Annotated in this window: 11 protein-coding genes and 1 riboswitch; of the genes, 5 read left to right on the plus strand and 6 right to left on the minus strand. The window is 40.1% G+C overall.

Annotated elements, in window-relative coordinates; translation table 11 throughout:
* Positions 1 to 448, plus strand: a 448-nt coding sequence (locus R3X26_RS18200; protein ID WP_317718748.1) for a hypothetical protein, incomplete at its 5' end; no start/stop codon positions are given.
* Between the two features lie 303 nt (positions 449 to 751).
* On the opposite strand, the gene R3X26_RS18205 is transcribed toward R3X26_RS18200, so the two are convergent.
* A complete protein-coding gene (locus tag R3X26_RS18205; RefSeq protein ID WP_317718749.1) occupies positions 752 to 1708 on the minus strand; it encodes an endonuclease/exonuclease/phosphatase family protein in 957 nt (318 codons plus the stop codon).
* Between the two features lie 244 nt (positions 1709 to 1952).
* On the opposite strand from R3X26_RS18205, the gene R3X26_RS18210 reads away from it, so the two are divergent.
* Entirely contained in the window at positions 1953 to 3224 is a 1272-nt protein-coding gene (locus R3X26_RS18210; protein ID WP_317718750.1) for a DEAD/DEAH box helicase, read from the plus strand.
* A 110-nt stretch (positions 3225 to 3334) separates the two neighbouring features.
* Here the strand turns inward: R3X26_RS18210 and nfsA are convergent, their stop codons facing one another.
* The 3 genes from nfsA to R3X26_RS18225 form a co-directional block, all read right to left on the minus strand.
* Positions 3335 to 4057: an oxygen-insensitive NADPH nitroreductase gene (gene nfsA / locus R3X26_RS18215; RefSeq protein WP_317718751.1), complete on the minus strand. Its 723-nt coding sequence runs from the start codon at positions 4055 to 4057 to the stop codon at positions 3335 to 3337.
* A 39-nt stretch (positions 4058 to 4096) separates the two neighbouring features.
* Positions 4097 to 4606, minus strand: a complete 510-nt coding sequence (locus R3X26_RS18220) for an RNA methyltransferase (RefSeq protein WP_317718752.1) — start codon at positions 4604 to 4606, stop codon at positions 4097 to 4099.
* 120 nt (positions 4607 to 4726) lie between these two features.
* On the minus strand, positions 4727 to 5719 hold the full coding sequence (locus R3X26_RS18225) for a LysR family transcriptional regulator (RefSeq protein WP_317718753.1): 993 nt from the start codon (positions 5717 to 5719) through the stop codon (positions 4727 to 4729).
* A 129-nt stretch (positions 5720 to 5848) separates the two neighbouring features.
* Here R3X26_RS18225 and R3X26_RS18230 point away from each other — a divergent pair, with 129 nt between their 5' ends.
* Together R3X26_RS18230 and add are read left to right on the plus strand one after the other, a co-directional pair.
* Positions 5849 to 7108 (plus strand): adenylosuccinate synthase, encoded by a 1260-nt coding sequence (locus tag R3X26_RS18230; protein WP_317718754.1) that lies wholly within the window; start codon positions 5849 to 5851, stop codon positions 7106 to 7108.
* A gap of 365 nt (positions 7109 to 7473) precedes the next feature.
* Positions 7474 to 7573: riboswitch (purine riboswitch) on the plus strand.
* A gap of 23 nt (positions 7574 to 7596) precedes the next feature.
* Positions 7597 to 8592 (plus strand): adenosine deaminase, encoded by a 996-nt coding sequence (add, locus tag R3X26_RS18235; protein WP_317718755.1) that lies wholly within the window; start codon positions 7597 to 7599, stop codon positions 8590 to 8592.
* Between the two features lie 116 nt (positions 8593 to 8708).
* Here add and R3X26_RS18240 read toward each other — a convergent pair whose 3' ends face one another.
* A complete protein-coding gene (locus tag R3X26_RS18240) occupies positions 8709 to 11579 on the minus strand; it encodes a two-component regulator propeller domain-containing protein (RefSeq protein WP_317718756.1) in 2871 nt (956 codons plus the stop codon).
* Between the two features lie 357 nt (positions 11580 to 11936).
* Here R3X26_RS18240 and R3X26_RS18245 point away from each other — a divergent pair, with 357 nt between their 5' ends.
* Complete coding sequence (locus R3X26_RS18245) at positions 11937 to 13880, plus strand: ATP-binding cassette domain-containing protein (protein WP_317718757.1); 1944 nt, start codon at positions 11937 to 11939, stop codon at positions 13878 to 13880.
* A 106-nt stretch (positions 13881 to 13986) separates the two neighbouring features.
* Here the strand turns inward: R3X26_RS18245 and R3X26_RS18250 are convergent.
* The coding region (locus tag R3X26_RS18250; protein WP_317718758.1) for an Ig-like domain-containing protein at positions 13987 to 14989 on the minus strand (1003 nt) is incomplete at its 5' end.

Here is a 14989-nt window from a genome sequence, read left to right on the forward strand (position 1 = left end):
CGACCAACAAGCTTTAACTGCTGCTATGGTTTACGTTGATTTGAACCCGATAAGAGCTGGCATTGCTCCGACTATTGAAACCTCCAAGTACACATCTATAAAAGCTCGATTACTTGCTTTAAAACAGAACAAAGACACAGCACCGTTCTTGTTTCCGTTTATTAGCGACAAAATAGCGAAACTATCCGATGGAATACCACTAAAACTACTGGATTATATTGAGCTTGTTGACTGGACTGCTAAACATTGTAGAGCTAACAAAGCGAATACGAATCCATCTCTGCCATCAGTTTTACAACGGCTAAATATCACTCCCACAACATGGAACAAAGCCAGTACTGAATTAGAACGTTACCAGGCTACAGCGATTGGCTGTCAATGCAATATTGAAACAGCGAAACGCCACATGAGAAAAACGAGAATACGATTATTTCGATTAGATAGTTAGCTTTCGATTGTAATTTTATTATTTTCAAAAACTTGTATTTACAAGCTACTTCTTGACACCTGCCTTATAAAAAAACACCCAAAACATTTTAAATTAGAGTTGTTGTTTACGGCTAGATCAACAATACATCACATCAAAAGACAAATACGGTATTTCTCTGTATTTTTGTTACGCTATACTAGGCTAACTAGGTCAGTTGTCCAGGTCTGTCCTCTGACTTCAGGTCTGTCCTTTAAATCTTTAAATCTTCTTGACCAAGATCCACAGGTCTGTCCCGTTAAATGGTCCCATTAAATGATCCATTTAACTCAACCGGACAAAATCAACTGTAGCAGCGACGAAAGCGTGATCACTCGCTTGTCTATCTCGTTCAAATATTGGGTTAATTAAATGTTGGTTTAATACTTTATAGTCCACCACTTCTGCCAAAAAATATTGAGAATCAACCTGAAACTCTTGAGACAATAAAACATAATCTAACGCATTGCCTTTTCCAAAATGGTAATGTGTGGGTTCTCGTTCAATAGCGTTGTTATTCTTGGTAAAAATATGCCAACTATCTTGCAATCGCAGAGCTTTATCCGTTTGCTCTAGTTCCAGCGTAAGCAACCCGGTAATGTCACTAGTTAAAGGTTGGTTCATGTCTCCCATCAATACCGTCGGAATGGGATACTTTTGATACTTTTGCTCCATAAAAACTCGTAACATCGCCGCCTCCCACCCTCGTTGTTGACTCGACAGCCATTTACCTATCAGAGAATGATCATTTTCTAGATCATTAGCTTCTGTTGCTCTCTGCGATTTCAGATGACAAACATAAACGGCTATTTCTCCAATTTCAGGAATATTAACCGTGGCATAAATAGGCTTTCGACTGAACTCAGGTAAAGAGGTTTGATAGTTTTTTTCAATATGTTCAGGTGGTACAACGGCTTCTGTGTGAGTAATAGGATATTTCGACGCCAATGCAACAACAGGTTGTGTGAAGATATACTCTTGTTCTACGTGAGGACAGTCAACCACCTTAAAATAAGGAAACCCTATTTCCTCGAATAACATTTTCGCCGCATCAATACTGAACACTTCTTGCAAAGCAACAATATCTGCATCTAGCCTTTGTACTTGTAACTGAGTCCAACGGCACTTCTCCCGCCACGCATCGCTCTCATAAATATTTAAGAAATCATAAAAAGCACCTGGTGGTTGAATAAAATTAAAAAGATTAGCCGTTGCAAACGTGACTTTTTTATTAGCGGTCAAGAATTTTACCTTATTAAAATTAGCTATATACCCAAAATCATTGCAGTTGCATTGAGGAGAGTGAACGCAGTCAACCACAATGCACCTCCAAGCATACCGAGTATAGTTAGTGTAAACAAAACCAGAGCAACATGCTTGAACATTACCTTATATACCAAGCAAACAAATCTTCTATTGCTCTATTTCACAAGGGTTATATAAGATAAAATAGTATCAATATTTTATGTTTGAGCCTTTTTACACCATGACAACTGTTACTAAAGCAAATAGTTTTTCTGAGCTTCGCCTGATACAACCCTTATTAAACCGTCTAAAAGAGATGGAGTATCAAAAACCTACGCCGATTCAATTACACGCAATCCCTCACGTAATAATGGGGCGAGATCTAATTGCAGGAGCAAATACAGGTTCAGGTAAAACAGCGGTTTTTGCCCTGCCAATATTACAGCACCTTTTTCAGCTCAAACAAAAACAGCCAATCAACAACAATAAAGCGACCAAAGGTAACTTCGTCGACGGACTTATTTTGGTACCAACACGCGAATTAGCAAAACAAGTTGCTGATAACATTCGCTCATACGCTGCACATTTAAATGGTGCAGTCAAAACTGTCGCGGTATTTGGTGGCGTGTCGATCAATACTCAAATGCAAGCTTTACGCGGAGGCACTGACATATTAGTTGCGACACCCGGTCGATTACTTGACCTGATTTCAAGCAACGCGATTAAACTCGACAACGTACAAACGCTTGTATTAGACGAAGCGGATAGAATGCTAAGCCTTGGATTTACCGAAGAGCTATCTCAACTGTTAGATAGGTTGCCAAAGAAAAAGCAGACTCTACTTTTTTCCGCTACGTTTCCTGAGCAAGTACAAACCTTAACCCAGGAAATTCTTCACGATCCTGTAGAAATACAGTTACAAAGTGCCAGTGAAAGTACGTTAGTACAACGCGTTTTTAACGTAAATAAAGGCGAGAAAACAACCGTATTAGCGCACCTCATTAAACAACATCAATGGCAGCAAGCGCTGGTATTTGTTAACTCAAAAAAAGGTTGTGAGCACTTAGCTGACAAGCTACACAAACGAGGTATTGAAGCAGAAGTATTTCACGGAGATAAAAGCCAAGGGTATCGTACTCGACTACTTGAAGCCTTCAAGTCTGGTGAGATCGAAGTCCTCATTGCAACCGATATTGCCGCTCGTGGTTTAGATATAGAAAAATTACCTGTGGTAATTAACTATGACCTACCAAGAAGTCCTGCCGATTACATGCACCGTATTGGCCGAAGTGGCCGTGCTGGAGAGGTAGGGTTAGCACTATCACTTATTGACTACGATGATTATCATCATTTTAAAATTATCGAAAAAAAGAACAAAATTCGACTAGATCGTGAACAGCTTTCCGGCTTCGAAGTCAATGAATTAGAGATAGAACAGTACTTAGCGGCAAATAAACCAACAGCAAAACCAGAAGGAACTGGCAAGAAAAAGCGCAAAAAAAGCATGTTCTAACTTGTAAAGTTACCCCCTACAAAGCAAATTATTATTTATAAAAAACGCCCCATGAATAGATGGCATGGGGCGAGTAAAGAACTAATTCTGAGTATAACTAATAGCCAAAATTATCGCTTAATCAAGCCCTTACCATTCAAATACGGTAGGATATGTGGACGAGATTCACCAGATAATTTTCCGGTCACTTGTTCAGACCACGTACTCTGCTTTTGGTTACTTGAACGAGTCGCATAATAACTTTGCATTAACTCATCATAATTTTCCACTTCATCAAGATTTAATGACTGGTACTGATTCTCATGCATAACTACTCGTGCCGGTAAACGTGGTTTTACTTGTGGGTCTTGATCTGGATGTCCCAAACACAAACCAAATAACACCGCACTGTTTTTAGGCAACTCTAACAGGTCATCAACCTGTTGAGCACTATTACGCAAACCGCCAATATAAACACCACCTAATCCCATAGATTCAGCCGCCAACAAACAATTCTGCGCCATTATTCCCGAATCAACCGCACCTATTAGCGTTAATTCAGCAAAATCTGTTTGAACTTGCGGATTAATCGCCGCGTGACGCTGATAATCTATGCAAAACACCAAAAACTCCGCAGCATGTTCAACATAACTTTGATTGCCTGCATACTGTGCTAACAATTTTCGCTTACTTTTATCGGTTACTCGAATAATAGAAACAACCTGTAATAAGCTAGATGAAGACGCAGCAAGTCCAGCTTGAATAATCGTATCTAGTTGATTTTTATCGATTGGTTTCTCACTATATTGACGAATAGATCGGTGAGCTAACATAGTTTCAATCGTACTGTTCATAAATATCTGACATCCTTTGGGTTATAAAGAGAGGTAACTTTATTTCTTAACACGTAGTTTGTTATTGTTGTCGCGACTGTTACGAATCAAATCATCATCTTGAGCAATGATGTCAGATTTAGATAGTCTATCGTACAACACCACATTCACTGATGCAGCCAAATTCATACAACCGACTGTTGGAACATAAACGACATGATCGGCTTTATCGGCAATATTCTGCTTAATTGAGCCATCTTCTGGGCCAAAAATATAAATCGCCTTTTCTGGATGTTTAAAATTAGGTAACGGCGTCGCACCCTCTGCCAATTCTATGCAAACTATTTCTGTTCCTGGTGGAATGTCATCAAGCAATGATTCTACGCCAGTCAACGGAATAGATTGCGTCACCGATTTCGTATCGGTATTTAGCTTTGCTGCTCTATCATAACGTTGGCCGGTGTAGCGCACACTATCAGCTTGATAGCAACCAGCAGCGCGCATTACTCCTCCAACATTTGTCGGGCTTTTAGGGTTAACTAATCCAATAATTATATGGTTATCTTTCATGTGGCGTATTTCTAACCTAGTGTTATCTGGCAAGTTTCATCAGAATTGAGCGCGCATTCTAGCAAAGCATTCCAAAATTCAAAAGAACAGCGACGCAACCGGATAGTTCAAATTGTCCATTTATTTTGTCTGAGAACGAACAATTTCATCGTTCACCCAATTTAACAACTGTTTTATCGCTTTTGAAAGAATCTGATTTTGCCTAACAACATAACCCAAGCTCGTGCTAGGGAAATCTGGGAGTGCTGTTACTTTAGTACTCAAATTAGGCTTAGTGACAACAGCAAATTCTGGAATAATCGCCACCCCGAATCCCGCCTCTGCCCAGTCAATTTGCGCATCAACACTCCCAACTTCCATTACTCTATATTTAGGAAGATTTAAACTGGGTAAAGCCTCATCAATCAAATCTCGGGTACGGGTGTCATGGCCAAGTAAAATCAAAGTGAGGTCATCGGACTGTCCTCTTACTTGTTGGGACTGTCCCTTTATTTTATCAGCCTGTCCTTTTACTTTTATTCGGTCTGTCCTCGTAATTGGGTCTGTCCCTGTAATTGGGTCTGTCCCGTTATGTTTCCCGTTATGTTGTTGGCCAATTTCAAAGCCATCACCGAGTGCGCACCATTTGATTTGTTGTAGTTCAGTGAAATGTAGTGGCTGGCTCTGTTTCTGTGAAATAACAAAACCAAGATCCGCTTCGGCATTTTTTACTAGCTCCGATGCTTGCGAAGAAGTCGTATTTAATAGCGTAAAATCAATCCCCGGAAATTCGGCTTTAAATAATTGGAAAGGCTCAATCAAGAGTAATCGAGAAATAATGTCGCTCGCGGCTATAGTCAATGTGCCTCGATTGAGGTCATTAAAAGCGTTTAGATCCGCTTGACAAATTTTCAGTTCTAGCAAGGTTTTCTGACTACTGACCAACAAACGCATTCCCGCTTGAGTCAAATGAAAAGGATTTCGTTCAACCAACTTTACGCATGTCGCTTGTTCCAGTTGTTTTAAATGTAAACTTACATTTGGCTGAGTCATATGCAGCACATTGGCCGCTTTACCAAAATGCTTATACTCCGCTAATGTAACAAACGTTTTCAACCAATTAATGTCCAGCATAATCATCCCCAACACATGTTCACAACCGAATACTTATATGAAATTCTTATCAAGATGATAATTATAATTAATTTCTCTTATTTGGTCGACAGATTTAGCATAGACGCTTAATCAATTAGGAGAATTATTATGTCGTCTACTGTCGTTGTTGGTGCCAATTGGGGTGATGAAGGAAAAGGACGTATTGTCGATTTTTTAGCAACGGATGCATCTGCAAGTATTCGTTTTCAAGGTGGTAATAATGCGGGCCACACCGTCGTAAATGATTTTGGCACCTTTAAATTGCATCAATTACCAAGCGGCATTTTTAATCCTGATTGTATTGCCGTATTAGGTCCAGGTATGGTAATTAGCCCAGCAGCACTGAGCGATGAAATAGCAGAAGTGCAAGCAACAGGGGTTGAAGTAAAACTGTGCGTATCTGACCGAGCAACCTTATGTCTACCTTTACATGCACTTGAAGATACCTTAGAAGAGCAGCGCTTAGGTGATGCAGCTTACGGTTCAACTCGTCAAGGTATTGCCCCTGCTTATGGCGATCGTGTGATGAAAAAAGGTATTTTAGTAGGATGGTTAAAGCAACCAGAAATTCTACAACAGCGCATTCAATTTATGCTTGATTGGAAAATGCCGCAGCTTAAAGCCCTTTACCCAAGCTGTGATTTCAATCAAAGCGCTGCTGAAATGACCCAATGGCTGCTAGACGTAACAGAAACATGGCGTCCATTTATTTGCAACGTTACCGAACCGCTTAAAGCGCTACAGAAAAAAGACGCCAACTTGTTGTTTGAAGCCCAGCTAGGGGCAGGTCGTGATTTGACTTATGGCGAATATCCTTGGACAACCTCTTCAAACGTCACCGCAGCTTATGCAGGTATCGGCAGCGGTTTACCTGCGCTGCGACCAGAACGTGTCATTGCAGTCGCTAAATCATTTAGTTCTTCTGTAGGGACAGGCACCCTTGTTACAGCAATGGAAGAGCAAGATAACTTCCGCGAAAGTGCCAATGAGTTTGGTGCAACTACCGGTCGCCCGCGTGATATGGGATATTTTGATGCAGTTGCCACGCGTAATGGTGTAGAACTACAAGCAGCAACTGAAATCGCGCTAACTAAAATAGACTGCCTATCAGGAATGCAAGAATTAAAAATCTGTGTGGCTTACGAAGGTGAGCATACCGAAAACCCTATTTGGCCTCAAACCGCTGCTCTCACTCCTGTTTATGAAGAAATGCAAGGTTGGAGCGAAGACATAACCGGATGTCGTACTTTTGAAAGCTTACCAAAAGCTGCGCAAGATTACGTAACTAGAATAGAACAATTGATGGGTGTACCAGTCATCATGGTTTCCGTCGGTCCAGAAAGAGATCAAATGATCATCCGCGCTTAACACTGTTAATTATTTATTAACCGATTAAATTAGCAGATTAATTGGTTACTTTGCCGGTAATTATTGCAAATAAGCAATATTGAATAAGTAGAATTTCGCGATAAATCCTATCGATGAAGGCAAAGTAACCAGTATTAAGCTAATTTTTCTCACAGCTTAACTACCTAAACACCAACCACAACAGAAATACTTCTGTTGGGTCTGTCCCTTTAACCTGACCTAAACAACAACCACTGCCGAAACATGTCGGCTATTTCTATTGGGTCTGTCCCTTTAACCTTTGATTGGGCCTGTCCTCTTAACGTGCATGGCTAAAACTATGCTATGACAACAATTGTCATTTGCGAGTAACAATCAACAATGCTAGAATTCTGAAAAAATCGCTTCGTATAATCCCAATGATATGGTTTGGGAGTTTCTACCAAGGGCCTTAAATCCTTGATTATGAAGTCTGTAACTTTATTTACCCCTAATAAAGGTAGAGGCTCATGAACTATTTAAACTTACCCAAAATCGATCTTCACTGTCATTTAGACGGCAGTGTTCGCCCACAAACAATCATCAATCTCGCGTCGCAACAAGGTATCACTTTACCAAGTAATGATATTGATATTATTCGAACCATGATGATTGCTCCAGAAACCTGTCAAAGCCTTGACGAATATCTGAAACGATTTGAACTGCCGCTGTCAGTGATGCAAACCACTAATGGCATTGAACAAATTTCATTTGAACTGTTTGAAGATGCGGCAAAGGAAAATGTCAAATATCTGGAAGTTCGTTTTGCGCCCTTATTGCACTTACAAAATGGCTTAACGCTCGATCAAATTATTGCTAGTGCCGTTGCCGGTATGAAACGTGCCGAGTCGCATTATGACATCAAAGGCAATTATATTTTGTCCGTTTTACGTCATATGGCAAAAGATAGAGTGAACGACGTTATCGATGCTGGTGAGAAGTACTTAGGCCAAGGGGTAGTCGCCTTTGATGTGGCAGGAAGTGAGTTACCGGGGTTCTGTCATGAATTTGTTCCTTATGCCCAATATGCACGTGATAAAGGCTACCGCATTACGATTCATGCTGGAGAACAAGGCGATGGGCAAAATGTGCATGATGCAGTTTCATTACTCAATGCAGAGCGAATTGGTCACGGAATCGGCATTAACGCGCATCCAGAGGCTTATAGCCTAGTTAAAACTGAAGCAACAGTGCTAGAAACATGTCCAAGCAGTAATATTCAAACTAAAGCAGTGGATGCACTAAGCCACCACCCTATCGAGGCTTTTTATCGAGATGACGTACTGGTTACTATCAATACTGACAATCGAACCGTTTCAAACACAACAATGACGGAAGAGGTGAAGAAAGTGGTCGAACAGTTTAGTCTTAGTCACCAAGATTACGTTAGAATTTACCAAATCAGCGTACATAATTCATTTGCTTCAGAAACAGTAAAACAACATTTGCTCACATTGATAAAATAATCTTGCGCCAAGTCGCATTGTATAGAGTGAACGTTCGTTTTTAAACGTTCACTCTAGCTAACTGATAAGACCAACTCTAATTAAGTTTAACTAGCCTACTGCCACTGTTGTAACAATCAATTAATTCTAAACTGAACACAATTTCGACCACATTTTTTAGCCTCAAGCAAGGCATGGTCAGCCTCTTTTAGCATTTCCTCGTAACTTTCAAAAGTGACCCCACCAGCAACACCTATGCTGGTGGTTATGGTTAAGCCTGATTCTATATGATCATAGTTTTCCTGCTCTATCGCCACACGTACGTTATCAAAGAAGATTTCCGGCTCATTTCCTAAATACAATAAGGTAAACTCTTCTCCTCCCCATCGGGCGACATACTGATGATCATCGGCATGCTGATTTAACACCGACGCAATAGACATAAGCGCTTTGTCTCCAACCAAATGTGAATAGCGATCATTAATAATTTTAAAATTATCGATATCTAAAATAGCTAAATAAAGCGGCTGAGCATTTGTTTTAGCACTATCGAATATTTGCTGTAAATTTGCATCAAATGCCCGTCTGTTTGCTAACCCAGTTAACGCATCTTCATTACACATCTGCTCAAATTTTTGTGATTGTAACAGTAGCTCTTGAGTTTGCAGATTTACCTGTTCTTTTAGTTCCATCTCGCTCTTTTTCAGCCGGTTAATTCGCCAGCGAACAGCTGAAACAATCAAGACTGCCACAATAAACAGGGCTAAAAAAATCACTTCGGCACGCTGCCAAAACATCGGTTCTACCGTGAACTGATATAAAGAAGGTTGTTGGTACCAGTCACCATATGGTGAGCGCACATTCACAAATAACCGATACTCACCCGGCGATAAGTTCGTATAGTCTGCTGTAGTCGAATTACCTCGATAAACCCATTCATTGTCAAACCCTTCTAAACGTGTCCTATATTGCAATCGCTCAGGAAACACATAACTAAGGCCGATATAAGAGAATGAGATACGATCAGTTCCCGCAGGAACAATATTAGTCTTATCCGAGTTAATCGCCTGCATATCAAATGCTACCGACTCAAGCACCAATGGAATAATATGATCTTTATTATTAGAGAGATCTTGGGGTTGAATCGACGATACCCCTTTTGCTGTTGCAAAATAGAGTCGACCATCTGGCATTTTGACCGCAGCTGGGTTGGATCCACCATTGGCCTGACTGCTAGACATACCATTGTTTTCAGAAAAATGTTCAAATTGTATCTGCTGGTCTGCACCGTCTGCAATTTCATGAGCTTGACGATAACTCATTTTCCATAAACCACGATTACTGGATAACCAAAAGTTCTCCTGATCATCGAGCAACACTTGGAAAAACTTATCCAATGGTAACCCTTGTGGACGACCAATTAGTGCAACCGTTTGGTCACTTTGTCGATAGCGCACCACGCCTCTATCTGTCGCTATCCACACATAACCGGGCTCAACAAAAAAACCAAACGCGTACTGAGCACCTTCAAGCGCATCTAAATCTAATTGGACAAACGTTTCATCATTCCAATAACCAACGCCAACGCCAGTACCAACCCAGATATGACCGAGTTCATCCTCTGCCAACGCCATTATATAGTCATTGCTCAGGCCATCTTTAGCTTCGGTAAAATGGTGAATATTACCGTTGGCCGCTTTTCTCACCAAGCCCTTAGGCGTACCTATCCATAAGTTTGCTTGACTGTCTTCTAATATTGCTCGAACTTCATTGGTTGGCAGATCTGTTGTGTCGTCCATTTCGGTATCAACCATGCCATCTTTCCAATAGAGCAAACCGTGTTGATACGTGCCAACCCAAACGCCATTGCCTTGTTTACTTTTGGCAAGGCTGAGAACCGATAAAGGACGGGTTGTCTTTAAAGCAGATTCTATCTTATCTCCTTCAATCAAACTTAATCCGGTACTACTTCCAGCTAATAGCTGTTGATTTTTCAACGCCAAAACCGTACGTACATAATCGCCAACGAGTCCTTGTTCACTGGTAAGAGAATTAAATACTGAATTTCTGAGCCGTAACGCGCCACCATTGGTACCAACCCAAATATTACCTTCAAGATCTTCAAACCAAGAGAGAATACGGTTATTTGGCAAACCGTTATCAACATCAAGAAACTCCAGTTTGTCATGACCAACACGAGCAATACCCTGATTAATAGTCCCCAACCAATAGTTGTTATGGCTATCTTGCTCAACCACCGTTACCATTGTATCCGCGAGCTCGGGTTCAATCATATGCAATGATTTACCATCCCAACGCCAAGCTCCACGGTTAGAGCCGATTAAAATGTCACCGTTATTTGCGGTTGAAATGTATAGCACACGTTTAAAGTCTACCGTATCAATTTGCTCAACAGAATCGATAGTAAAATGATAAAAACCATCATCAGTGGCAGCATAAATACCATTATGATTCTTGGTCAACCGATACACACTTCGGTCTTGTAACTTCCACTCCTCTGGCCCATATACGCCTTCACTAATATACGGACGAAATAAAACCCCCATGCCCTCTATTGCAATCCAAAGGTTTTTCTCATCATCAACCAATATATGATTGACCAAACTTGGCGTTTTAAAATAAGAATTCCAAAGCTTGCCTTGCCTAACAACCAAGCTTCCTCTCGCACCACCAACCCATAGACGATTATCCGCATCAGACACTAATGTGCGAGTTCCTGAATCAAGCATATAAGTATCTGGCCTGCGATCAAATAAGGTAAACTCTAACCCATTATAGCGAACCACTCCTTCCCAAGTGGCAAACCATAAATATCCATCGCTAGTTTGAGATATCGCATTAATACTGTTGTGAGGCAGTCCATCATTAGATGTCCAAGTATCAACAAAATATGTCGATAAAGGTGCGCTAAAAGCCGTTGTACCCAACAAATACGTACTTATTAATACTGCTTGCAGCAACCGCAGTATTGGTTGACCTATTTTCATCGATTCAATTTTTTCCTTAAAATATTATTAGCTTATTGCCACTTATCAAAATCAATATTAGCCATGTATTATTCTCTATCGTTTACAAGACGTTCATTTATGATTGTTCTGAAAAATCACCATAACTTTTAATATAGTCATTTACCATTGAAAAATGGCCATATTAGGTTATACGTACGGTAAAAATAATAATTTAATGCTTTGGTGACGGTATAGCGGGAAAAAAGTGAACCAGATAGCGGTGTTAATGATAGCGCTCGAAGTTGACTCTATTAATATAGAGAAAGTCCGTAGATTAGATTGTGCTATTGGTACGCAGTGCTTATTATATTGTGACTTATTATCATTGAGGTTTGTATGAAATCAACCATAACGTTACTTGTGAAACAGGCTCAAGCCAAGTTTGACTGGAAAGCATTTAAACACATGGAGGGACAAACACTTGATCAATTGATTTCTCAATTGAAACCTCTTTTTATTGATTCTTTGTTTAACTACTCTATTGAAAAGAAACAAGTAAAATCCGCTAATGAGCTACCCGAAGCATTTATTGTTGCAGATATTAATCCGGTTTACGTTCAAAGAGTGGGAGTCAAACTGGTTAACGACAAGCACGAGGAAGTGGAAGCGTCATCGTTAGTCAATAAAGAAATTGTATTCATTGAAAGTTACCCTAAAATTCTAGATACCAAATCGTTCGTAGAGCTCATTTACCAACTCTTCCCTAAAGCGAACTTTTTCTTGCTGGCTGCGGTACCATTTATCCTTATCCCTGCTTTTTATAGTAACTTATTTAACACTCGGCTAATTCATAACTCCCAGGTCTCGACGTTGGTTTATGTTACCACTGCGTTTATTATTTTATGGGGTTGCGAATACACCTTAAAACACTTTATTAAGCATACACATTTACGGAATGTTGAAAAAAGTTCTCTAAAAATAGAACGTTACCTTTTGTCTATCATGCCAAGTTTCAAGCAAAAAGATTGTTTAACTAAGATACGCATGGTGGAATCAAATCGTAAAGTAATTTGGGACCACCTACCTAGCTTACTGATGGATGGAACCAGCTTTTTGTTAGTCATGTTATTGCTGTTTCTGTTTATAGGTAGCTATGCTTTAGGCTTATTTGGTTTTTATATGGTGATCATTGCTGCATCAACCTACATGCGTTATCGCAATTATAAAGTGTTTCTGGAAGTAGAAGCGGCTCAACAGGATTTACTAAATGAGCGTATTTCCTACTATCGCAACAATAAACAGCTCCGCTTTTTAAATAATGAATCATTACTAAATAACTTTGAGCAGTCTTGTAAAAAATCTTTCAGTAGCGACCACAGCTTAGCCAGCTTTAATTTTAACTGGGACGAATTTGTTCGCATCAGTTCATTTTTAGCCAGTTTTGGCTTATTCATCGTTCTTTTTTATACCTCTAAATTCGATACCAGTATTTTTAATGTTCTGTTTGCTCTACTTATCCTAAATGGCCGTGCCGCTTCCAGTGTCATCAGCTTTGTTACAAAAGTGTTCTTTGTTTTAATTTCTACCCACCACTTAAAACTGGCGGTGCAAGATCTGTTTGATAACTTAGAGCCTAAAATTGTTGCCAAAGGCTTACATATAGAGAGTATCAATAGCATTAGTCTGAAGGACGTTAACATCAATGTCGACCAGTCACCTTTATTGCTTCAAGTGAATCTTGAGTTAACGAAAGGCAATATTTATGGTTTTTTTGGCCAGATAGGCAGTGGTAAATCTACCCTTATGTCGACTATTGTTCAGTCTCATAGCGAATACTCCGGAACCATTCTGTTCAATAATTTTTATAATGGTGTCGATATCGACCCGCACGTTTTCTCAACTCAAGTTGTTTTTCTCGACCCAAGTTCAGAATTTATCCGCGGCAGTCTTTATTCCAATTTCTACATGCGTGGTGTAAGCGATGTGAATAAAATCACTAAGATTTGTAGCTTGGTGTTCACTCACGCCACCATAGATTACGAATTTATTTTCCTTAAGGACATAAGCCAAATACCAATGTCAACTGGACAAAAACGCAAGTTGCTTATTTTAATGAGTGTGGATCCTGACAAGCGGTTGATTATTTTAGATGAAGCCTTATCTAATCTAGCCGCTGCAGATGTATCGGCATTATTACAATACATTAAGCAAGAAGCACCACAAGCCATTCTACTTATCGTCTCCCACGATAAAGCGTTGTTAAATCAGTTACCTAACTTATTTGAAATAAAAGATCAGCGCTTGATTAAGCATAAAAACTCTATCGTTAAGATTAAGTAATTAACTAGAAACACCGATTAATTCGAACATATCACTAGTTAAAAAAGGCCAGTCACTGTTAGGTGACTGGCCTTGATATTAGATATTTATCTTAAATAAATTGACCTTAAATATCAGTATCTACCTGCGTTTCGTTTCCAGCAACATCGGTAATAGTGATAACTACGTCGGCAGATGAATCACTGTCGACACCACTGGTATCAACGGTCGCCGTTCCTTCACTACTATCATAATCATAATCAACATCCAATTCAGTACCGTCTTGTAGCAATGCCGTAATGGAACTGATTCCACTGTTTTCTGAAGAAGTATCGCCTCCAGATCCATCCTCAACATCGAAAGTAATCGAAGAAGAACCATTGCCATCATCGCTCTTCGCCACGTTATCGTAACTCGGTGGCGTGGTGTCAACATTGATTGTACCTGTTACCACATCATCAGAGCTATTACCTGCGCTATCTGTAATGTCAATTGAGTAATCATGGTTACCATCATCTAATGGTTGACCTAGCGTAATACTCCATGCTCCGTCATCTGCTGCGGTCACTTGATAGGTTTCATCTGCAATTGTTAATGATACTGAAGCCCCGCTTTCTGTCGTGCCTTCAAAAGTCGGTTGATTATCATTAGTCCAATCACCATCGCTAAGGTCACCGCTATCATCAGTTGATCCACTGGTAACATCATCGTAAATGCTAAAGCTATCCAGTGTTGGGTCAACCGTATCCACCTCCAATAATACGTCCAAATTATCGAGACTATTGCCGGCTATATCGGTCGCGGTGATGTCTACTGTATAAATATCATCGTTATCGGTTAAGCCCAGAGTATCAGCCGTTACACTCCAACTGCTATCAGCAGCAACATCAAGGGTGTAATCCACTTCATCATCGCCATTATAATCAAAAGTCAACGTGACCGCTTCATTAGTGGTTCCTGATATTTGATTTAACTCGGTAGACAAAGAAATCACAGGATTGGTACTGTCCACTGTAACCTGTGTTGCTAAAGCAACCTCTGGCAATGCCTCTCCGCCGCTAGTGAACTCTTGTACTTTAATCGTATCGGCGCTGTAAGTGCCATCCGTCAGTTCGAAACTGTTACCCGAA

It is taken from the genome of Vibrio sp. TH_r3 (genome assembly GCF_033101115.1).
In the GTDB taxonomy this organism is placed as follows: Bacteria; Pseudomonadota; Gammaproteobacteria; order Enterobacterales; family Vibrionaceae; genus Vibrio.